Raw genomic sequence first — 20,831 nt, forward strand, 5'->3', positions numbered from 1 at the left:
TGAAAACTCCTTATAGATTGTGTAGTGTCAGTAAATTTTCATAAAATTTTTCAATGATAGTTGCAAGACCTTGATTATTCTCTATATATGGTGGAGTTACTAATGCTTTTAATTCGTATCCTTGGTCTGATTTTCCAAGAATTAATTGGTTGGTTTCCACTCCCTCTATTGGTGCTGTTAATAGCTGGAATACCTCGTTTGCATGAATAGTAAGCTCATTCTGAGTTAAATGAAGTTTACTCCAAACCCAAATCCTGTCTTCACATACAGCAATATTTATACTGATATTATTTGTAAAATTAATGATAATTGCAGAGTGTTGATCAAAATCGTTTAATTTCTCAGAAGGACAATCGAGTTGTAATAATGCCTCTCTTACCGTAGTGACTAAATCATAGTTATTTTTTGAGAATGCTAGTAAATCTTTAAACATGTGTTCTACCCTATAACAATAACCAATTGTTTTTTTGTATCAGACATGAAGATCATGTCTGTATTCGATGAGTTGAACTGTAAAACAGGTTTTTGGAAAAATAATTAAATTATTAGTTAAATTTACCTGTCCATATTGGTTTTTCTAAATAAAACCAAGTGATAAAAAATCATAAAATTACTCAAAAATAGTGGATAATTTAAGAGTATAAGGCAGTTTGTTGATATTGTTTGTTAAAGTTCATGTGAGAAGTTTTAGTAAAGTTTATCTAAAAAGGAGGTGAATCAACATCATGATATACTTTATTAGACGTAATAATAATGTGCTTATGTTCACATGATAGTATTTGAGCAAGCAACAAGCGTAGTAAAATTCTTTCTAATAAAGAAACACTTGATATTTTAAATATAAAGTAATATGCCTCTTTGACTAGTATGCCGTAATAGTCACATGTATTTTTGCTACCGTATATTTACGGTTTTGTCGCAAATTTTCACTTGGTTTCTAAAAAATATTTTGTTTTTTGCCTTTCGCCGCTAGTGCATAGAACAACCCAGCGTGAGACCGACCATATCCTACCTTAGTTTTCATCTAGCCTTTTTAATCATCGCCATGGTTTAAATACTCGCCAACGTTTTCTGTGCTGCATGATAATTCATAAACCCCAAAATAGGACGCGTTAACCGTTTAATCCTTCGGTGATCTTGCCAGCTTAGAGGATAACAGGTGACAAGGGTTATGCCTATTTGCAACACACCCAAGGTTTCTGCTATATGGGGTATTTTCTTAATACATACTGTTTTCACAATTGCAAGCCCAGGGAAATTACTAAAGAAGATAAATCAACTAATATTAAAAATAGATAGAGTACAAGTAATAACTCCTGAAATATGTGTAAGTTTCATTTGTTCTGAGCGTTTCATAAATGATTCGGTGTATATAAGTAACATCTATAGCTTGTATGATACGCTAATTTTCTTGAGTATTTTTTATAGATAAGTCTTTTTACAAAAAATTTACTTTCTTTACATTTGGGCGGGACATGATTTGAATTTAAAGGTCTAATTCATCTGATGTGTATAAAATTCAATCATCTAGTTCTGAGGTTGACTGAGTGCTTGGTGCCACCTATAGCTTTTCCAAAACCAGCGGATAACTTCAGGAATAGGTAAACTTTCTGGTTCCGTTGCAAATAGGCATCGGAGCCAGGTCGGCCAGAACCTAAAATTAACAAGCTATTACGCACCAATTAAAGTAGCAAATACAAACCACTTCCCAACCCTAAATAAAAATCAATGCTATTATATAATAAATAAATGTTCTGTATGTTTTAATATCCGCTTAAAAAAATTAGAGAAATAAAAAAATCATGACGAAAAATATATTATTTATGGCTATTGGAGTCCTATCTTCATTTTGTGCTACTGCCAGTGATAAAAAGTCTGAAATTTTTAATAGTATTCAGAGTACAAGTAAAGTATCAAAAGCTGTACTTGAATCAGCCCAATCAATCAATGATGTAAATGAAGAGTTGCTTTCACTTGAAGTACAACTGTTTAGCAGAAGTAAAAATGAAGCTAAAGCGGTTATAAATAGTCTAACAGCACCTGTCGTTGATCAACGTATCAGTCGTGATGGTGGAAGTTTTTACATCGTAACAACACTTAGAGGACTTCTAGAAATTTATAAGAATAATCGTACCATTTTTATAAAAAGCGGAACAGGTATAGGTTTATCTTCTAATACAAGCAGCACACTTATATCTACTATGGGACTACCAGCTTCAGATTATAAAGGTAAAGGTGTAAAAATTGCGGTAATAGATAGTGGCATAAACAATAGCCACCCTCAAATTCAAGGAAGAATTATAAAGGAATACTGCTTTCAGCGATATAATCCTAAAGATCTCTCATTAAAACAAATTGAAGCTTTAGAAAAGACATATGGTAAAGATTACGGAATATGTCCAAATAATTTAAAGTTTCAAACTGGAAAAAATTCAGCCGCAGATAATCAAGGTCATGGGACTCATGTCACAGGTATAATCGCTGCAAATAAATCAAAGGAACCAAATGCTGCTCCTGAAGGTGGCGCTTCTAAAACTGAAATAGTAAGTATCAAAGTGATCAATAGTTATAATGAGTATGAATTAGCTGACTTACTTGATTCATTAAAGCTTTTAGAAGAGGATCCAAGCCTGCAAGATGTAAAGATAATTAATTTAAGCCTTGGATCGAAATTATTTTTCCCTGGCACATGTGATTCATATGTAGTGGGTGAAATGAAGGATCGAATAAACCAATTAGCCTCTCAGGGAAAAATAATTATTGTAGCAAATGGGAATGAAGGGTTAACTGGAAGTGAAGAAATACCAAGTTGTTTGAGTAATGTAATTTCTGTTGCTGCTCATGGTTACCATTCTAATAAAGTAAATCAAATGATAGATAATAAATGTCTACAGCGCTCTTTCTCTGAAGATGAAATTATGTGTTACTCTAACGTCAGTGAAGCTACTGATATTGCTGCACCTGGGCAAGAAATTATTTCGCTAGACCATGAATCAAATGGCACAAAAAGTATGAATGGTACATCTCAAGCAGCACCAGCAGTAACAGCTTGTGTTGCAAGAATGCTAGAAAAAAATCCAACATTATCTCTTACGGATATAAAAACATATTTACAGTATGGGGATAAATACATTAAGAAGTCTACCGACAGTGATTATTATATCCCTAGATTAAATTGTGGTACGTCATTAGACCTTGTTCCCGCAATGTCTAAAAAACAATAATTCAATTAATCAACAATATGGGGTAATATCTATTTAGGTTCTGATGGTGGCTCAAGCCTATGCTTACCGAACTTACACAGAATATTGCCTCTATTTTCTAGCTCATTGCTTCCCAATAACTATGGAACACCTACTTCGTCATGTTCACTTAGTCCAAACATTGCAATCGGGCTGTTATTTTCCCATGCAGTATAACACTCCACACCATGACGCAAGCCATGTAATAGCGAGTCTAAAGGTGTAACTCCATCGGCACAATTTTGCTGTCGTATTCTGGGGGCCAATAAGTAACAATCTTTTTCTTCTGTTTGTCTAATTTCTATCAAATAATTATCCTTTTAAAAAAATACACACTAAGGTGTAATTCATATTAATGATTGCCTGTATTATACTACTAAATAGGTACCCCTAATTAGGTATGATATGATGTCTTGTAAACTGAGTTATAAAGTAGAAAAAGATTTAACGATAGTTTCCTTGAAGGGTAACTTAACTCAATTTAATAAAATTAGTCTGGTCGATACAATTAATAAAATCATAACAACTTGTCCCAACAACATTCAATTGGATTTATCAAATATTGGTTATATTGACTCAGCAGGGCTTGGGGAGTTATTAGCACTTCATTCTATGATTTATAAGCTAGGTGGTAGTTTTACCATCATCAACCCATCACAATCTTGTAACTCAATTCTAAATTTAATATTTAAAAATATTGTTAGAATAAAAAACGTTTCATAGCCATTCTCCCGTATACTAAAAATAATAAAGCTGCCTAACATCCAAGGGCAACCTGAAACTTTGTGACCTCTAATGCCAATCATAGCAATAAGCTTATCATTCTCCCATGCAGTAAACACCCCACCTCATGACGCAAGCCGTGTAATAGTGAGTGTAAAGGACTAACCCCAAGAGTTTCTAATTCATCTAAATCTTGTTATCTCAATCGGGTAACCAGTAAGTAACAATCACTTTTATCCGTTTGTCGGATTTTTATTGAAGAATGTCTTTTAAAATTATTAGTTTTCATATTTTATGTTTAAGTTAATTATATATGCTGCACATATGGCATAATATATTGCAACAATTGCAGGAGAGGTATAGTCGTATGTCATTTACATTTCACTGCAGAGTAATTGGAGAAACGTTAATCGCTTGTATAACCGGGAGCTTAGTTGCAGGAAACAGATTTAGCCTAAGCAAAAAGTTAAGCAAGCGGATTAGTCATGATGATGTCAATGTGATTTTAGATATATCTGGAGTTGAGTACATTGACTCTATGGGTATGGGGGATTTAGCTGTAATAAGCTCAATAGTTAAAAAGCATTACGGCCACTTAACAATCATTAGCCCTAAACGAGAGGTTACGGAATTAATAAATAATGCTTTTTTTGGAAAACATGTTGAAATAAAGGAATCCGTAGACGCTTAACCAATTAAGTACGGTGATTCCTTTTGTAAAAGCGAGCAGTCCACTGGGCAGCCTGAAAGGTTAACGGAAGATGTGACTCAGAAATAAGCGCTACTTTCACCTTGCTTGCTTCTGATTGTATGCCAAAAGAGAACTTGCCGCTTTCTATGGGAACCTGAGAAATACGGTTTCTATTAGACCACTACAGTATACTGAGATGGAAGCAGGACACAGGAGAGTATCCGGTCGCTATCAGGCCTGTCGTGAGTTAGCAATGGAATATGCGTTTGTTCTGCGTCATGCGGGTGTTGGAGATTAGTGGAAAACTTACCATGAAACGGATTTTTATTGGTTTATTAGCATGGTTGATTTTAGCAGACTGGGTAGTTGCTGAAGCGTTGCCCTTTAAAGTTGAGAGTTTGGTGAGTGATTTACGCTACCCTTGGGGAATGGCATTTATCACGCCTGCGGAATTACTCATCACAGAAAAAGGTGGTGCTGTAAAATATATTCAATTAAATAATCAAGTGAGTAAAACCATTGCCACTTTGCCAGTAGCTCAAGTGGGGCAAGGGGGGTTATTGGATATTGCTTTGCACCCCGATTTTAAGCAAAACCGGTGGGTGTATTTGACTTATAGTAAGGCAGTTGAAGGTGGGTATACCACAACTTTAGCTAGAGGCATTTTTAAAAAGACCCAGCTTAAACAAATACGAGAGCTGTTGGTTACTTCTGCAATCAGTCGGGCTGGACGTCATTTTGGTTCAAGAATTGTATTTGATCAGCAAGGCTATCTGTATATGACCATTGGTGATCGAGGTGACCGCCATAATTCCCAGCGTTTAAATACTCATGCAGGAAAAGTGTTGAGATTAACGGCTGAAGGTAAACCAGCAAAGAATAATCCCTTTGTGAAAAAGCCCAATGCACTGCCAGAAATTTATAGTTATGGACATCGTAATCCCCAGGGGATGGTATTTGATCTACAAACCCAACAGCTCTGGTTACATGAGCATGGCCCCCAAGGCGGAGATGAAATTAATTTAGTTGAAGCAGGGGTAAATTATGGCTGGCCAGTCATTACTTATGGGCGGGAATATTCTGGCGATGTAATTACTGATAAAACCCATGATCCTAAAATGGCACAACCCCATTGGTATTGGGTACCTTCTATCGCGCCTTCTGGTATGACTTTATATAGAGGTAAGCCGTTTAAAAGCTGGCAAGGTGATTTTTTAGTGGGAGCTTTAAAAGACCGGCTATTAGCTAGAGTATCCTTAACGGATGTGCAAAAAGGGACAGAGCAGCGTTATGATTTTCATAAACGCATCAGAGCTGTTACAGAAGGCCCTGATGGTTTGGTCTACTTACTGACAGATCAAAGTCCAGGGGAGTTATTAAGATTACGACCGAAATAGGTTATATTTCCCTGTAGCACTAAAAATCTTCTAGCTCATCATCTTCCATTATAGGAGCCTGGCGACGGCTCCGGGTTTTGCGTTCTGGTTTTTTCTCTGTTCTTTTGCTTTCTCTTGTTGTTAAAGGGGCTGATTGTGTTTTTTGTGGTTTGGGTAAGATTTGGTAAAAGCCGACTGTTTTTAAAAACCAGCATTGAATTAGTGCACATATAAACATGATGTACTGATAGTTATAATAAACTTTCAGTAAGGGTAAATTAATTTTATTTTGACTAAGGGTTGAAATAGTTAGTAAGGCGGTTGTTAAAACAAGCCCGGAAATAGACATAATTAACCCAGTTGTTAATAAGATATTGTCTGCTTTTGTTTGCTTAAAGCTTCTCAGTGAGTCGCGTAACATGATGCCCCATAGGGCAATCGTAATAAAGGACCATTCTGGTAACCGCTTAATGCTATCCCATTCTTTACCAATCGATAATAAAATCAGTACATAAACAATAATTGGTAATAGTGTAAAGCCTGTCTCGTATACTGCCATTGCCAGGGACTTAAGGCCTAAACCCACATGCTGTAAGTAATAAAGTATGCGTTTCATATTTACCTCAATAAAAATATCCAATCTATTTTATAATGGGTCTTCAGCTTCCTTTATTGTTACGAATGGCTTGAAGTAGGCTAAAAAACAAGCGCGAACTATCGCATATTTTTATGAGGTCTTTTGAGGAATAGTTAGCATTAAAAAAATGAAACAAGTTGTGTATAGCTGTGGCTAATGAATAACAAAAAAGCAACTAGCTATACCTGACTTGTAGTATTTTTGTTTGAGTGATTATACCGTATAGTAGGCTAGCTATATTGCATGGCTGCTGTCTTAGTTGCTTAGGAGTGGATTCAGCCTGATAATTGAGCCTCTTCAAGCCTGATTTGCCTACGCTGAAGTGCTTCTTGGTAGCGACGCTTTTCATCCGGAGTTTGAGGAGTAAATGGTGGTACTTGGGTGGGTTTGCCATTCTTGTCCAATGAAACCATGGTAAAATAGCAACTGTTCGTATGCCGTGATTTGCGTTGGCGAATGTCCTCTGCAACCACCCGGATTCCCACTTCCAGTGACGTATTGCCAGTATAATTGACGCTTGCCAGGCAAGAGACCATTTCACCTATTTCAATGGCGTCTTTAAACAGCACCTTATCAACTGACAGTGTAACAACATAAGAAGCGCAGTAGCGCATGGCACAGGTATAAGCAACCCGATCAAGCAACCTGAGTAAGTCCCCTCCATGCATTTTGCCGGAAAAGTTAGCCATTTCGGGGGTTACTAACTCACTCATTCTTAAGGTGTGTTTGTAACTCATTGTGCTTTGCTCTTTACCAGGAGATAACAGCATATATAGATAGCAATGAGTGAAATCTCAAGGGTAAGCACAGAATTGAGTAGGGGAAGGCTTAATTACCCACTATCTTTCTATCTGCAAGCTACACTTGAGATAATCATATGAATAACTTTCTCTCACTCATGAAAAGCATCAGCGTTATTGAATGTTGGCTGTTCACCATTTACTGTCAGACAAATTTATTAGCTGGTAACTATTGGTCTACACATGTAGTCAATGTGGCAGATGATTTGGCAGAGTGGCCTCCCTATACCTATTTTGTACGAAAAAATGGACAAGCTACTCAGAAAATTGCAGGTTTGGCGGTTGATATTGTTGATCAGATATTTACCTCACACCATATAAAGTACACGATGGAGTTACTACCATGGCAACGGGCACAAGCCGAAGTGGAGAAAGGGAATCGTTATCATATGTTGCTAAATGCATCTTATAGTGATAAGCGTAATCAAGTTTATTTATTGACAAAACCATATTATCAATTAAATCCTTATATATTTTATTCGAAAAAATATCACCCTGAAAAATTATTGATCAGTGGTGTAGAGGATGTAAAAAAACGGTTTAAAACCTGCGGAATTTTTGGCTATAGCTATGCGGCAAGGGGTTTTGAAGAAAATGAAGTTGATGCTTGGGCAAAGAATTATGGCTTGTTAATCAATGCACTCCATAAACATGGTAGACGATGTGATGTTTTTATAGAGGGCTATGAAATAATGATTGGTTTTACTGTAATTGGTAAGCCTTTTATGACAGACCCTCTATTGGGGTATGTGAAGCTTCCTGGTGTAAAGCAAGAGCCTTTTTATATGATGATTAGTCGCCACATTCCCCATGCCAATGAGTTGGTTGAAATAATTGACAAGGGGATTATCCGTTTGGTGAAAACAGGTCAAATGAGAGCATTATTTGATAAATATCAGTTATTATATCCTGAGAATGATTTTTATTTAAAATAATAAGTTTAGTTGTCTAATCGGTTAGTTTAAATCGATCGTTTGAACCAATTTCGTAAAACTCGTTGTCTATCGTTGATGCTATTTGATACCTATCAAACCTTTAGTTATATACAATTGTGTTTACCTAAAAATCATTTGAGAAGCGTATAAAAAGCTAAAAAAACAAACTTGTCTACTGAGACTTATTTATGCAAAAATCTTGCTGCTAATAATTACATCAATTGCAGTATACTTCCTGGTTAATATACGTACTAAATGGCGACAGGTTGGAAGCCTGCGAATTATGCTAGAGACCAACCTGGTTAGTATAAATGGCTAGTGAATATAAATATTTAGCCTGTATCAATGGCTGATCAGTATAAATACTTAACGATAATAAAATATATACAGCATAAGATGGGTATTTAGAAGAAGGGTGTCAAATTTTGGAATCAGGCTGTTTAGCCTATCGCCAATCAAAGGGTATAAGGGAACAAAGGAAGACTAGTGAATAAACAGGATATTTTAACTCAGCTAATTGGGATCGTAGTTTTTTCTCAAATTATTGTTAGTAACAGTTTTGCAGAGCCATTATCCTCAACTCAAACGCCTGTGCTTGCTGCTATACCACCAGTGCAATTAATGGACTGGGGAGATACCATACGAATTTCGTTAACTCACTTACCACCCAAGGTTAGCCTGTTTAAAGTGAAGCATGGCGCGACTGAAATTACCGACTGTAATGATCAGGCGGGTTATAAAATTCCATTTTGGTCAAATATACTGTTGAACAAGGAACAACTACCAATGACGTTGTGTGTGGTCGCTTATGACCTGGCTGATAACAGTTCTGTACCCTGGGTTTTTGCGCTTAAATAAAGTTTGCGGAAAGACATTTTTTTACTACAGTGAAATTTTATCGTGTAAATTGAGAGATATTTAATGAGTAGGTTGCCTTTGTTTCAAAAGTGAAATCAGTGTAAAGGAAGACAATAAAAACTATAAGGATAAATTACTATGGCCTATTTACAACCATTACCAACGACCCACCATCCTGAATTAATAGACAGTTTTAGTGTATTTGAGCGTATTTTAGGCTTTGTGCCTAACAGTATGTTAACCATGCAACGTTGCCCTGAAGTTGTAAAAGGGTTTACAGTATTAACAGAAGCGGTGATGAGTCCTTACGGTAGTGTGGATATGGGATTTAAACGACTGATTGCCCATTTTGCCAGTAAAGCAGCAGGGTGTCGTTATTGTGAGGCACACTCATTAGTGGCGGCAAAAATTCATGGTATCAGTGATGAAAAAGTAGCTGCAGTGTGGGATTATAAGACAAGCTCTTTATATACTGAGGCAGAAAGGGTGGCACTGGATTTTGCTTTAGCGTCTGGAGCTGTCCCTAATGCTGTTGACGACACCTTAATGATAAAAATGAAGCAGCACTGGTCAGAACAACAAATTGTAGAAATACTCGCAGCAGTTTGTTTATATGGTTTTTTAAATCGTTGGAATGACTCAATGGCCACTGACCTGGAGGGGCCTCCTAAGGCGTTGGCAGAGCAAGTGTTGAAATGCCACGGTTGGAGCGGCGGCAAGCATATATAAAGGTTTAGTCAATATAGATGCTGGATGGCATCTATGCTTAGACGTTGTTATTTCTTTTTCTCAGTAATGATTGCCTTGTCAATTTGCTCTGCTATTTCTGGCTCAAGGTATGCCTGCTCAAGTAACTCTGCTGCCCAGTCGGCTTTATCTGCTAAATATTTTAACATTCTTATAGCAATAATTTGAGCAGCAGGCAGGCTACTCCACATGGTTTTGGTTAAACACCGCCAGTGGTCAGTCTGAATAGATTTTGGGCGATTTAATTGCTCATAGCAGGTTGGGCAAAGCAACAAGCATTGATCAAGCTCCGGCTCTACAGGTATAGGCGGCACCTCATAAGTAGTTAATTTAACTCCGCTTGCTTCACACAGCTCGCAACAGGACTTCGCCCGACGAGTGAGGGCTTTTCCTAACAGGTTTAACTCACTTAGTCGAGCTTGATGGTCGTCATATCCTTTAGCCATTTTTATGTCATTTCATTTATCAATTACAGAACAATGGATGTTTTATTGCCATCAGTAGGTGATGAAAATGCCACCAGATGGTCGGCTTCTACCTTAATACCAATTTGCTCTCCAATCTCGTAATTATGGTGACTGGGAATTAATGACTCCACAATACTGCCTGTCGATAGTTGTAAGTGATAATGGGTCATGGCTCCTTTAAACACTTTTTGTACAACGTGGGCTTTGATTGGGCTATCAGGTGCTTCTATCACGTCATCTGGTCGTAATAATACTTCAATAGGTGTACCAACAACCCAATCATAAGAACGGTTACCTGTGAGTTCGCCGAGCTCGGTCGCGACACTTTCGGGGCTGGTGGCGTTGCCGCGAATAAAATGCCCTTGGCCAATAAAATTGGCGACAAAATGTGTACGTGGCTCGTGGTATAAATTATAGGGTGTATCCCATTGGAGTAACTTGCCCTCTTTCATCACACCAACTTTATCAGAAAAGCTAAAGGCTTCTTCCTGGTCGTGGGTGACTAAAATTGCACTAATACCCTGGCTTTTCAGAATTTCTCGTACCTCTTCGCTTAACCGGCGACGGAGGTCAATATCCAGGTTAGAAAATGGTTCATCCATTAGCAGCAATTTGGGAGCAGGTGCTAAAGCACGAGCCAATGCCACTCGCTGTTGTTGACCACCAGATAGCTCATGGGGAAAACGTTCACCATAGCCAGTTAAATTGACCAGATTTAATAACTTGTCAGTGATAGCGGCTTTATTAGTTTGTTTAGGGATACCAAAAGCAATATTTTTAGCCACCGTTAAATGGGGGAACAGCGCATAATCCTGAAACACCATACCTATTTCCCGTTTTTCAGGTGGAACGCTGTGTTGTGGGCTTGATAGTATGTTGTCAGTTAATTTAACCAAACCTTGACTGATAGGCTCAAACCCAGCAATAGCACGTAGTGTTGTGGTTTTGCCGCAGCCACTTGGACCTAACAGGCTACAAATGTCGCCTGGGTTAATATGAAAGCTGATGTTATGAACTATGGTATGGTGATTATAGCCACAGTGAACATCTTCTAACGTGAGTAATGGTGATTCCATTGTTTTGTGGTTTGGGTACAAAATGATTAAGTGTTGTGTTTTATCAAGTTTAGTGTTCTTACTTATAGCCACAATGAAAGGCTGAGCTATGGTAGAGCTGATCAGCCCAGGTTTGCAATAGAAAAAGGAAAATTAATGAATGCTGTAGAGTTGGGTGTGTTTGCCAATCGATTGAGTGCTGTTTGTGATGAGATGGGGGCAGTATTAAAACGTTCTGCTTTTTCTCCCAATATAAAAGATCGCTTGGATTTTTCCTGTGCGGTATTTTCCCGAGAGGGTGAGCTAGTGGCACAAGCAGCGCATATTCCTGTGCATTTAGGCAGTATGGCTTATGCAATGCAACAAATAGTGAGTTCTATTAACTGGTTGCCTAGTGACATGGTAGTTGTAAATGACCCTTATCTGGGAGGCACCCATTTGCCTGATGTAACTATCATTGCTCCAGTGTTTATTAATGATCAGTTGGCTGCTTTTGTTGCAAGCCGTGCCCATCATGCCAACATTGGTGCAGAAACGCCTGGCTCAATGCCAATTTCAACTCGACTTGAACAGGAAGGAGAGATTATTCCTCCAACAAAAATACGTGAGCAAGGCAAGTTGGTGGAGCAAGTGTTTTCACGACTGGCAAAACCGGGGCGGGCAGAGCAGGCAGGTGATTTTAATGCGCAAGTCAGTGCTTGTCAGGTAGGCAGTGAGCGGATAGCCGAGCTATTAGCAACCTATGGTGTAGCGACATTTAATGATTTATTAAAAGCCCTGAATGACTATGCTGAACGGCTGGCAAGGCAAACTATCCAGCAAATACCCGATGGCAGCTATTGCTTTGAAGATGTTATGGATGATGATGGGCAAGGCAATCAAGATATAGTGATTAGCCTTAATTTGCAGGTGAGTGGTGATACTGTTGTGGTTGATTTTAACGGCACTGCACAACAGGTGGCTGGTAATATTAATTGTCCTTTATCTGTAACAGCGGCTGCCGTTTATTATGGTTTTCGTTGCTTAATGCCTGCGGTAACGCCGGCTTGTGCAGGTAGCTTCAAACCTATTCAGCTACAGGCCCCACAGGGTTGCTTGGTGAATGCTAAACGGCCTGCAGCGGTGGCTGCAGGTAATGTAGAAACATCATCAAGAATTGTGGACGTGGTGTTGGGGGCATTAGCAAAAGCAATTCCTGAGCAAATTCCGGCAGCTAGTCAGGGCACAATGAATAATATAGCTATGGGGTGGCCAGCAGATGGAAACCAACCCGGTTGGGATTATTACGAAACTATTGCTGGAGGGATGGGTGCCAGTCAGGCAGGACCTGGGTTGTCGGCTGTGCATAGCCACATGACTAACACATTAAACACGCCAGTCGAAAGCCTGGAGATGCATTATCCTTTGCGCATCAGACGTTATAAAATTCGTTATGGTTCTGGTGGAGAGGGCCACTACCTTGGAGGGGATGGAATCGTTAGAGAATTTGAGTTTTTACAACCTGCCCAAGTAACTTTGTTGAGTGAACGGCGAACCAATGAACCTTGGGGATTATCAGGCGGCGGCAATGGTTTGACTGGACTAAATGGCTTGAATTACCAGGATATTGGGGGCAAATGCAGCTTTGTCGCTAAACCCGGCGATATACTAACAATCAATACCCCAGGTGGTGGTGGTTTTGGTAATGGGATAAGAACACCACAAATCGCTAGGCACACATAAGGGCACCTTTAAAAATAGTAATTTTTCGTGAGAGCAAGGCAATGCCACACGGAAGGTCACAATGTAAAGTAATACATAAGGACCTGAGTACAGGGCTAACACCACTATCGCGGAAAAGGAGCATTTTTAGAGGTGCCCTTAAATTTAAGGGAGCATTTTTGTTAGTGCTTAGGTAAAATGGTGGGAGTGTTTAATGACTTGGTATCTGATGAGGTAATCGAATGGACATAATGGAGCAAATTGAAGAGCAGATTAAATCCAACCCAATTTTGTTATATATGAAAGGGTCTCCTAAATTGCCTCAGTGCGGTTTCTCTTCTCGGGCTGCACAAGTCATGATGGCCTGTGGTGAAAAGTTTGCTTATGTTGATATCCTACAAAACCCGGAAATTCGTGCCAACCTGCCGACATATGCCAATTGGCCAACTTTTCCCCAGTTATGGATTAATGGTGAGTTGGTAGGCGGCAGTGACATTCTAATGGAAATGTATGAAAGTGGTGAACTACAGAAGCTAGTGAAAGCTGCTGTGGCTGATACAGCTCAAGCTGAAGAGAAGCCAGCAGAATAATCTTACCTTGTTAAACTAAAAAAGGTCGCGTAAGCGGCCTTTTTTATAGAACGAACAAAGACCAAATAGTCGAACATTTTTATTTTCTTTAGGGTTAATATCGATTTAGCTTCAAGGAAGAATCATTAGATTATCAATGTAGTCAAAGTGAGAGGTTTTTAGGGGTGGCCGTCAAGCGATGAGTTAGTAGCACTTTTATGTAAATTAAAGTAGCTACCGCAAATCTTGCTGTATCAGATTTGTCCCCATGAGTTTACGTTTTAACCCTAAGAAGCATTCGCAAAGAGTATAAAAGGATATCAACTGTGAGTTTACTAAACAAAACCCTTTTTATTTCGGGCGCCAGCCGCGGGATTGGCAAAGCAATTGCCCTGAAAGCAGCCCGTGATGGCGCAAATATTATTATCGCGGCTAAAACAGCTGAACCTCACCCTAAATTACCAGGCACTATTTATACGGCAGCTGAAGAGATTGAAGCTGCAGGTGGTAAAGCGCTACCTTGTATCGTTGATATTCGCTTTGAAGACCAGGTAGAGAATGCGGTAAAAAAAGCAGTGAAAACATTTGGCGGCATTGATATTTTAGTAAATAACGCATCTGCTATTAGCTTAACCAAAACGACAGATACAGAAATGAAGCGTTATGATTTAATGCATCAGATTAATACCCGTGGTACTTTTCTTTGTTCTAAAACTTGTATTCCTTTTTTGAAAGAAAGTAGTAACCCACATGTCTTAAATTTATCGCCACCACTTAATATGGAACCTCGTTGGTTTGGGCCTCATGTGGCGTATACCATGGCTAAATACGGAATGAGTATGTGTGTGTTAGGTATGGCTGAAGAGTTTAAAAAAGAGGGCATTGCATTTAATGCGCTATGGCCTAAAACAGTGATTGAAACTGCTGCAGTGCGTAATTTATTAGGGGGAGAGACCGTTTGTTCGAAAGCAAGAACCCCTGAAATTATGGCTGATGCTGCTTATGCAATTTTAAATAAAAACAGCCGGGAATGTACCGGTAATTTTTTCATTGATGAAGATGTACTGAGAGAGACTGGTATAACCGATTTTTCTCACTATAAAGTTAACCCAGAATTATCAGATAAAGAGTTATTGCCTGACTTTTTTATTTAATTGTGGTGTTTTTATTGAATTGGGAAGGCATTTATAGAGTTACACCTTCCTTCTATAGCCTAGCTGGGTGTAGGCCACCTTTCTGTATCGTTTATTTGGCTTTATTAATACTGGTATGTATATTTGTTATCGGAAAAAGGAGCTTTATTTCCGATAATAGTCTCATTAAAAGTGAACAAAACTAAGAATAATAACAATGTCATATCAATCAGTGTTTCGACCTAATTTATTTCAGAATAAAACCATTTTAGTAACTGGAGGCGGTAGTGGTATTGGGCGTTGTACTGCTCATGAGTTAGCAGCGTTAGGGGCTAGTGTCGTACTGATTGGCCGAAATGAAGATAAGTTAACAAAAACGGTTGATGAAATTCAAACCGATGGCGGTGTTGCCAGTTATTTTTGTTGCGATATAAGACAAGAAGCGTTAGTTAAAACAACTATTGAAAGTGTCATCAAACAGCATACAACAATTGATGGATTAGTAAACAATGCTGGTGGGCAATTTCCTGCGCCATTATCACAAATTTCGCAAAAAGGGTTTGAGACTGTTGCCAGGACTAACTTGGTTGGTGGTTTTTTGATGGCCAGAGAGGTATTCACTCAGTCTATGGCAAAGCATGGTGGTGCTATTGTCAATATAGTGGCTGATATGTGGAAGGGAATGCCTATTATGGGGCACTCTGGGGCGGCTCGAGCAGGAATGGTGAATTTAACTAAAACTGCTGCCGTAGAATGGGCTGGCGCTGGGGTAAGAGTGAATGCGATTGCGCCTGGCTGGATTGCTTCCAGTGGATTTGATCATTACGACAGTAGCTTTAAAACATTAATACCTAAATTAACCCAAGCGGTGCCCCTACAGCGTTTTGGAACTGAATCAGAAGTTAGTGCTGCTATAGTGTTTTTATTAAGTGAGGCTGCAGCGTTTATTAATGGTGAAACCATCAAGGTGGATGGTGCTGCGCCACTTTCCACAGTAATGTGGCCAATGCAACCTCATCAACGGTCACAGCCGTATAATGGATTTCATCGAGCTACACCTCCTAAAGTGTTAGCTGACCAAGATAACACGGAATAGAACCTATGCCAGTGATTGAAACACTTGTTAATCATAGTACGCCTGAATTTAAAGCGAATTATCAGCAAAATGAAGTATTAATTGCTGAGTTTCGTGCAATTGAAAATAAAATTCGGCAAAACTCACAAAAACGTGAAGCTATTTTTCGACAGCGCAACCAATTACTGCCTAGGGAGCGATTGAACTATTTATTAGATCCAGCAAGTCCGTTTATTGAGCTTTCCACATTAGCTGGCTATCAAATGCACGATGATGATGGTGATGAAAGTGTGGCAGGAGGGGGGGTTATAACAGGTATTGGCTGGGTATCTGGAATTCGTTGTGTGGTATTTGTTCATGACTCGGCCATTAAAGGTGGTGCAGTAGCGCCCATGGGACTACGAAAAAATATAAGAGCCCAGGAAATAGCTTTATTGCACAGATTGCCCATGGTGATTTTGGCTGAAAGTGCTGGGGCCAATCTGCTGTATCAGGCAGAGATTTTTGTGGATGGGGGGCGTTTATTTGCAAATATGGCGAGGTTATCAGCTGCTGGGATTCCGCAAATAACTGTTGTACATGGTTCTTCTACAGCAGGAGGCGCTTATTTACCCGGTATGTCTGATTATGTGGTGATGGTGCGTGATAAAAGCAAAGTATTTTTAGCAGGCCCCCCTTTAGTAAAAGCTGCATTGGGTGAAGAGTCTACAGATGAAGCATTGGGTGGTGCGCTGATGCATGCGACTTGTGCAGGTACGGCAGAATATTTGGCTGAGGACGATCATCATGGTATTCAAGTAGCGCGGGATTTATTAGCTAAACTACCTTGGCAACCCCACGATTATTATGATTACGAACAAAGTAATAAAATACCAGCGTCCCGTTATGCAATAGATGACCTGTTAGGTATCGTGTCGCCTGACTATAAAACTCCCTATGAGGTACGAGAAGTCATTGCTCGGTTAGTGGATGACTCAGATTTTTTGGATTTTAAACCGCTATTTGGTAAAGAGCTGGTGTGTGGTCATGGACAAATCAATGGCTTCACCTGTGGCATTATTGGTAATAATGGACCGATTTTTCCGGAAGGGTCAATGAAAGCAGCTCAGTTTATTCAGCTGTGTTGTCAAAGTGCTGTGCCGTTGGTTTTTTTACACAATACTACAGGTTATATGGTAGGGAAGACAGCTGAGGAGAGGGGTGCAATTAAGCATGGCTCGAAAATGATTCAAGCAGTGACTAATGCTTCAGTACCAAAAATATCATTGGTAATTGGTGGTTCATTCGGGGCTGGAAATTATGGGATGTGTGGTCGTGCCTTTGATCCAAATTTTTGCTTTAGCTGGCCTAATAGTCAGATTTCAGTGATGGGCGGAGCTCAAGCAGCTAAAGTGATGGAGCTGGTGACTATAGAAAAATATAAAAAGCAAGGTAAGTCGGTACCTGCTGAGATATTGGTTGCTATGGAGAAGAAAATTAAGCAGCAATTTAAAGAGGAGTCAACGGCTTTATATGCAACGGCCAGGTTATGGGATGATGGAATTATTGATCCCCGAGATAGTCGACGAGTATTAGCTGAATGTTTAGCTATTTGCGCAGAGGCAGAAAAACGACAGTTAAAGGCAAATAGTTTTGGTGTAGCAAGGATGTAATTTTATAAAAATAAATATAATAGGAACAAGGAATGTTATTTACAGAACAGCACTCAATCCTGCGAGATCAGGTACGTAAATTTATTGAAAACGAAATTAACCCCTTTATTGATGAGTGGGAAGAAAAAGAACAATTTCCTGCCCATGAGTTATTTGGCAAAGCTGGTCAGTTGGGTTTTTTAGGCGTGAACAAACCTGAAAAATATGGTGGTATGGGGCTAGATTATTCTTATGCATTGCTGATGGCTGAAGAATGGGGACATATTGCTTGTGGTGGGGTACCGATGGCTATTGGAGTACAAAGTGATATGTGTACTCCAGCATTAGCACGGTTTGGCTCGGAAGAATTGAAGCGGGATTATTTGGCACCTTCTATTAAAGGAGAATTAGTAGGGTGTATTGGGGTAAGCGAACCTTCGGCAGGCTCTGATGTAGCTTCGATTAAAACCATCGCTCGGAAAGTGGGTGATGATTATGTAATTAATGGCTCAAAAATGTGGATTACCAATGGCATGCAAGCAGACTGGATGTGTTGTCTGGCCAATACCGGTGATGGGCCAATGCATAAAAATAAATCATTAATTATTGTGCCTTTGCATCAAAAAGGGATTACTCGGCAAAAATTAAAAAAATTGGGAATGGCTTCATCTGATACAGCGCAAATATTTTTTGATGATGTGAAAGTACCACAGCGTTATGTCATCGGTGAAGAGAATAAAGGCTTTACCCTGCAAATGATGCAGTTTCAGGAAGAGCGGATGTGGGGAGCCGCTAATGTGGTAACACTACTGGAAAATGCTATCAAGGATACCATTGAATATACTCAAACCCGAAAAACGTTTGGTCAACCCATCATTAACAATCAGTATGTTCATTTTACCTTAGGGGAATTGGTGACTGAAGTTGAAGCGTTAAGAGCATTAGTTTACCGAGCTGCACAAGACTATATCAATGGTCAGGATGTTACTCGTTTAGCTAGTATGGCAAAACTAAAAGCAGGTCGACTTTGTCGGGAAGTCATTGATAAATGCCTTCAATTCTGGGGCGGGATGGGTTATATGTGGGAAACCCGTATTTCCCGGCAATTTAGAGATGGACGCTTAATGTCAATTGGTGCCGGGGCTGATGAAATTATGCTAGGGATTATTTGTAAATTAAATGGTATCTACCCTACTAAGCTGAAATAAGTTAGATCATGAATAAAATACTGGTCGCTAATCGTGGTGAAATAGCCGTTAGAATTATTAACGCGGCGCATCAATTGGGTTATCAAACAGTAGCGGTATATAGTGAAGTGGATCAGAATGCGTTGCATGTTAAATTGGCTGACCAAGCCATTTTGATTGGTAAGGCTAACAGTAGTGAGTCCTATTTGAATAGCTCTGCAATTATTCAAGCGGCTAAACAGGTTCAGGCCGATGGGATTCATCCCGGCTATGGTTTTTTGGCTGAAAATGCTGATTTTGCACAAGCTTGCCAGGAGGCTGGGTTAATATTTATAGGCCCATCGCCAGAAGCTATTCATATGATGGGCAATAAAGCACTGGCTAAAAGCAGCATGAAAGCAGCGGGTGTGCCTTGTATTCCTGGTTATAGTGGTGAAGATCAACAGTTAACTACACTCCAGCAACAAGCCCAAATGATTGGGTTGCCGATTTATATTAAAGCTGCTCTGGGCGGTGGTGGTAGGGGTATGCGGCTGGTGCAGTCTATAGATAAACTGGCTGCAGCGATAGAAGCAGCCCAAGCCGAGGCACAATCTGCATTTGGTAATAACCGATTAATTTTGGAAAAAGCCATTACAAATGGGCGTCATATTGAGGTGCAGATTTTAGCAGACCAGCAGGGGCATACTATTCATTTAGGCGAGCGTGATTGTTCACTGCAACGTCGTCATCAAAAAGTGATTGAAGAAAGTCCTTCACCTATCATTGATGAACTACTAAGACAACAAATGGGGGAAGTGGCTGTTGCTGCAGGGAAGGCCATCGGTTATGTGGGTGCAGGCACAATAGAGTTTTTGTTGGCAGAAAATGGTAGCTTTTATTTTCTGGAAATGAATACCCGTCTTCAGGTTGAGCACCCAGTAACTGAAATGGTAACGGGAATAGACTTGGTCAAATGGCAGCTGAAAATAGCAGAAGGTGAATCTTTATCGCTGTTGCAGCATGACGTGATTGCTACTCAACATTCCATTGAAGCACGGTTGTATGCGGAAGATGCTGTACAACAGTTTTTACCGCAAACGGGGAAAGTGAAGTTTTGTCAGTTTCCAGAAGCAGAAGGTATTCGTTGTGATGTGGGTGTTAATCCAGGGCAAATGATCTCAAGTTATTATGATCCCATGCTCGCGAAAATTATTGCAGTAGGTGATAACCGAGAACAAGCCAGACGTCGTTTAATATGGGCTTTAAAACAAACAATCTTACTAGGACCTACGACTAATCGGCAGTTTTTAGTTGAATTATTACAGTCTCCCATTTTTGTTGCAGGAAAAGCCCATTGCCAGTTTATTGAGCAATATTTAGCTGAAAAGTCTGAAATAACTAAACGAACAGAAAATACGACGAATAATCAGCTTATAGCCTTAGCTGCAATTAGCACAACAGTTTTAGTGAAAAATAATGAAAGATATCGACGGCAAGGGTGGAGAAACAGTGGTGAGTCTGTTTGGTATTGTCGTTTACAAGTTAATAATAAGGAAGTTTTTAATTGTAAATTGAAAAAAATACCACAGCAGCCTTATCAGATAACGATTAGTAATCAAGAGACAGTTGACCTGGAAATTATCAGTGTTGAAAAACACCTATGGCACTACAAGATAAATGGTGTTACTGAACACGCCTATCTTATAGTAGAGCAAGATCGAGTTTATATAGCGAGCCAAACCCAGCAACTGAATTTAACTAAATTACGTGTTGAGACAAAAGAGCAGCTTCAACAAGTCAGCAGTCGTGTATCTGCGCCTATTTCGGGTTGTGTTAGCAAAGTCTTGGTTGAAATCAATCAAGCAGTAAAGAAAGGCGACAAAATAGCCATAATAGAAGCAATGAAAATGGAACATGTCATTGCTGCACCTGTTTCAGGTAGAGTTATGCAGATTTATATTAAGTCGGGACAGCAGGTATCGGCAGGTCTGAAATTAGTTGATTTACAAAAACAAGAGTGAG

The 20,831-nt window shown here is 39.4% G+C and carries 21 protein-coding genes and 1 pseudogene; 14 read left to right on the plus strand and 8 right to left on the minus strand.

The features are described 5' to 3' along the window. Positions 1-10 precede the first annotated feature (10 nt). Together G4Y78_RS10170 and G4Y78_RS10175 are read right to left on the minus strand one after the other, a co-directional pair. On the minus strand, positions 11-433 hold the full coding sequence (locus tag G4Y78_RS10170; RefSeq protein ID WP_163832917.1) for an InvB/SpaK family type III secretion system chaperone: 423 nt from the start codon (positions 431-433) through the stop codon (positions 11-13). Positions 434-1,050: 617 nt separating this feature from the next. Further along, positions 1,051-1,239 (minus strand): hypothetical protein, encoded by a 189-nt coding sequence (locus G4Y78_RS10175; protein ID WP_163832918.1) that lies wholly within the window; start codon positions 1,237-1,239, stop codon positions 1,051-1,053. Positions 1,240-1,802: 563 nt separating this feature from the next. On the opposite strand from G4Y78_RS10175, the gene G4Y78_RS10180 reads away from it, so the two are divergent. Next, a complete protein-coding gene (locus G4Y78_RS10180; protein WP_163832919.1) occupies positions 1,803-3,224 on the plus strand; it encodes a S8 family peptidase in 1,422 nt (473 codons plus the stop codon). Between the two features lie 119 nt (positions 3,225-3,343). Here the strand turns inward: G4Y78_RS10180 and G4Y78_RS10185 are convergent, their stop codons facing one another. Continuing rightward, the gene (locus tag G4Y78_RS10185; protein ID WP_163832920.1) at positions 3,344-3,550 is read right to left on the minus strand and encodes a hypothetical protein; all 207 of its coding nucleotides are present in this window, start codon (positions 3,548-3,550) and stop codon (positions 3,344-3,346) included. Between the two features lie 97 nt (positions 3,551-3,647). On the opposite strand from G4Y78_RS10185, the gene G4Y78_RS10190 reads away from it, so the two are divergent. Then, a complete protein-coding gene (locus G4Y78_RS10190; RefSeq protein ID WP_163832921.1) occupies positions 3,648-3,965 on the plus strand; it encodes an STAS domain-containing protein in 318 nt (105 codons plus the stop codon). A 367-nt stretch (positions 3,966-4,332) separates the two neighbouring features. Next, the gene (locus G4Y78_RS10195) at positions 4,333-4,656 is read left to right on the plus strand and encodes an STAS domain-containing protein (protein ID WP_163832922.1); all 324 of its coding nucleotides are present in this window, start codon (positions 4,333-4,335) and stop codon (positions 4,654-4,656) included. A gap of 4 nt (positions 4,657-4,660) precedes the next feature. Here the strand turns inward: G4Y78_RS10195 and G4Y78_RS31870 are convergent. Continuing rightward, positions 4,661-4,822 (minus strand): annotated as a pseudogene (locus tag G4Y78_RS31870) (phage nozzle protein); the annotation flags it as partial. Between the two features lie 145 nt (positions 4,823-4,967). Here G4Y78_RS31870 and G4Y78_RS10200 point away from each other — a divergent pair. Next, positions 4,968-6,053: a PQQ-dependent sugar dehydrogenase gene (locus G4Y78_RS10200; protein WP_163832923.1), complete on the plus strand. Its 1,086-nt coding sequence runs from the start codon at positions 4,968-4,970 to the stop codon at positions 6,051-6,053. Positions 6,054-6,072: 19 nt separating this feature from the next. Here G4Y78_RS10200 and G4Y78_RS10205 read toward each other — a convergent pair whose 3' ends face one another. Beyond that, positions 6,073-6,648, minus strand: a complete 576-nt coding sequence (locus G4Y78_RS10205) for a hypothetical protein (RefSeq protein ID WP_163832924.1) — start codon at positions 6,646-6,648, stop codon at positions 6,073-6,075. 296 nt (positions 6,649-6,944) lie between these two features. Further along, entirely contained in the window at positions 6,945-7,406 is a 462-nt protein-coding gene (locus G4Y78_RS10210) for an acyl-CoA thioesterase (protein ID WP_163832925.1), read from the minus strand. Positions 7,407-7,546: 140 nt separating this feature from the next. Here G4Y78_RS10210 and G4Y78_RS10215 point away from each other — a divergent pair, with 140 nt between their 5' ends. The 3 genes from G4Y78_RS10215 (at position 7,547) to G4Y78_RS10225 (ending at position 9,991) form a co-directional block, all read left to right on the plus strand. Further along, entirely contained in the window at positions 7,547-8,404 is an 858-nt protein-coding gene (locus G4Y78_RS10215; RefSeq protein ID WP_163832926.1) for a substrate-binding periplasmic protein, read from the plus strand. 486 nt (positions 8,405-8,890) lie between these two features. After that, positions 8,891-9,262: a hypothetical protein gene (locus G4Y78_RS10220; RefSeq protein ID WP_163832927.1), complete on the plus strand. Its 372-nt coding sequence runs from the start codon at positions 8,891-8,893 to the stop codon at positions 9,260-9,262. A 138-nt stretch (positions 9,263-9,400) separates the two neighbouring features. Then, the gene (locus tag G4Y78_RS10225) at positions 9,401-9,991 is read left to right on the plus strand and encodes a carboxymuconolactone decarboxylase family protein (RefSeq protein WP_163832928.1); all 591 of its coding nucleotides are present in this window, start codon (positions 9,401-9,403) and stop codon (positions 9,989-9,991) included. 47 nt (positions 9,992-10,038) lie between these two features. On the opposite strand, the gene G4Y78_RS10230 is transcribed toward G4Y78_RS10225, so the two are convergent. Beyond that, positions 10,039-10,455: a phnA protein gene (locus G4Y78_RS10230; RefSeq protein ID WP_163832929.1), complete on the minus strand. Its 417-nt coding sequence runs from the start codon at positions 10,453-10,455 to the stop codon at positions 10,039-10,041. A gap of 23 nt (positions 10,456-10,478) precedes the next feature. Further along, the gene (locus G4Y78_RS10235; RefSeq protein WP_163832930.1) at positions 10,479-11,552 is read right to left on the minus strand and encodes an ABC transporter ATP-binding protein; all 1,074 of its coding nucleotides are present in this window, start codon (positions 11,550-11,552) and stop codon (positions 10,479-10,481) included. A 135-nt stretch (positions 11,553-11,687) separates the two neighbouring features. Between G4Y78_RS10235 and G4Y78_RS10240 the strand changes: the two genes are divergently transcribed. The 7 genes from G4Y78_RS10240 to G4Y78_RS10270 all read left to right on the plus strand — a co-directional run bounded on the left by G4Y78_RS10240 (position 11,688) and on the right by G4Y78_RS10270 (position 20,830). Then, positions 11,688-13,253: a hydantoinase B/oxoprolinase family protein gene (locus tag G4Y78_RS10240; RefSeq protein WP_163832931.1), complete on the plus strand. Its 1,566-nt coding sequence runs from the start codon at positions 11,688-11,690 to the stop codon at positions 13,251-13,253. A 221-nt stretch (positions 13,254-13,474) separates the two neighbouring features. Beyond that, positions 13,475-13,822 carry a Grx4 family monothiol glutaredoxin gene (gene grxD, locus G4Y78_RS10245; RefSeq protein ID WP_163832932.1) on the plus strand — a complete coding sequence of 116 codons (348 nt, stop codon included), beginning with the start codon at positions 13,475-13,477 and terminating at the stop codon, positions 13,820-13,822. Positions 13,823-14,118: 296 nt separating this feature from the next. Then, entirely contained in the window at positions 14,119-14,955 is an 837-nt protein-coding gene (locus G4Y78_RS10250; protein WP_222937734.1) for an SDR family oxidoreductase, read from the plus strand. Positions 14,956-15,151: 196 nt separating this feature from the next. Then, positions 15,152-16,030, plus strand: a complete 879-nt coding sequence (locus tag G4Y78_RS10255; protein WP_163832934.1) for an SDR family oxidoreductase — start codon at positions 15,152-15,154, stop codon at positions 16,028-16,030. Positions 16,031-16,035: 5 nt separating this feature from the next. Then, a complete protein-coding gene (locus tag G4Y78_RS10260; protein ID WP_163832935.1) occupies positions 16,036-17,661 on the plus strand; it encodes an acyl-CoA carboxylase subunit beta in 1,626 nt (541 codons plus the stop codon). A gap of 32 nt (positions 17,662-17,693) precedes the next feature. Then, complete coding sequence (locus G4Y78_RS10265; protein WP_163832936.1) at positions 17,694-18,848, plus strand: acyl-CoA dehydrogenase family protein; 1,155 nt, start codon at positions 17,694-17,696, stop codon at positions 18,846-18,848. Between the two features lie 8 nt (positions 18,849-18,856). Then, the gene (locus G4Y78_RS10270) at positions 18,857-20,830 is read left to right on the plus strand and encodes an acetyl/propionyl/methylcrotonyl-CoA carboxylase subunit alpha (RefSeq protein WP_163832937.1); all 1,974 of its coding nucleotides are present in this window, start codon (positions 18,857-18,859) and stop codon (positions 20,828-20,830) included. Position 20,831 lies beyond the last annotated feature (1 nt).

The organism is Spartinivicinus ruber (assembly GCF_011009015.1).
In the GTDB taxonomy this organism is placed as follows: domain Bacteria; phylum Pseudomonadota; class Gammaproteobacteria; order Pseudomonadales; family Zooshikellaceae; genus Spartinivicinus; species Spartinivicinus ruber.

Excerpts from the sequence above, each read along its gene's own strand:
- G4Y78_RS10240 (WP_163832931.1), top strand. The coding sequence starts at position 11,688 with ATGAATGCTGTAGAGTTGGGTGTGTTTGCCAATCGATTGAGTGCTGTT.
- G4Y78_RS10215 (WP_163832926.1), top strand. The coding sequence starts at position 7,547 with ATGAATAACTTTCTCTCACTCATGAAAAGCATCAGCGTTATTGAATGT.
- G4Y78_RS10260 (WP_163832935.1), top strand. The coding sequence starts at position 16,036 with ATGCCAGTGATTGAAACACTTGTTAATCATAGTACGCCTGAATTTAAA.
- G4Y78_RS10170 (WP_163832917.1), bottom strand. The coding sequence starts at position 433 with ATGTTTAAAGATTTACTAGCATTCTCAAAAAATAACTATGATTTAGTC.
- grxD (WP_163832932.1), top strand. The coding sequence starts at position 13,475 with ATGGACATAATGGAGCAAATTGAAGAGCAGATTAAATCCAACCCAATT.
- G4Y78_RS10255 (WP_163832934.1), top strand. The coding sequence starts at position 15,152 with ATGTCATATCAATCAGTGTTTCGACCTAATTTATTTCAGAATAAAACC.
- G4Y78_RS10225 (WP_163832928.1), top strand. The coding sequence starts at position 9,401 with ATGGCCTATTTACAACCATTACCAACGACCCACCATCCTGAATTAATA.
- G4Y78_RS10205 (WP_163832924.1), bottom strand. The coding sequence starts at position 6,648 with ATGAAACGCATACTTTATTACTTACAGCATGTGGGTTTAGGCCTTAAG.
- G4Y78_RS10195 (WP_163832922.1), top strand. The coding sequence starts at position 4,333 with ATGTCATTTACATTTCACTGCAGAGTAATTGGAGAAACGTTAATCGCT.
- G4Y78_RS10235 (WP_163832930.1), bottom strand. The coding sequence starts at position 11,552 with ATGGAATCACCATTACTCACGTTAGAAGATGTTCACTGTGGCTATAAT.
- G4Y78_RS10180 (WP_163832919.1), top strand. The coding sequence starts at position 1,803 with ATGACGAAAAATATATTATTTATGGCTATTGGAGTCCTATCTTCATTT.
- G4Y78_RS10200 (WP_163832923.1), top strand. The coding sequence starts at position 4,968 with ATGAAACGGATTTTTATTGGTTTATTAGCATGGTTGATTTTAGCAGAC.
- G4Y78_RS10230 (WP_163832929.1), bottom strand. The coding sequence starts at position 10,455 with ATGGCTAAAGGATATGACGACCATCAAGCTCGACTAAGTGAGTTAAAC.
- G4Y78_RS10270 (WP_163832937.1), top strand. The coding sequence starts at position 18,857 with ATGAATAAAATACTGGTCGCTAATCGTGGTGAAATAGCCGTTAGAATT.
- G4Y78_RS10210 (WP_163832925.1), bottom strand. The coding sequence starts at position 7,406 with ATGAGTTACAAACACACCTTAAGAATGAGTGAGTTAGTAACCCCCGAA.
- G4Y78_RS10190 (WP_163832921.1), top strand. The coding sequence starts at position 3,648 with ATGATGTCTTGTAAACTGAGTTATAAAGTAGAAAAAGATTTAACGATA.
- G4Y78_RS10265 (WP_163832936.1), top strand. The coding sequence starts at position 17,694 with ATGTTATTTACAGAACAGCACTCAATCCTGCGAGATCAGGTACGTAAA.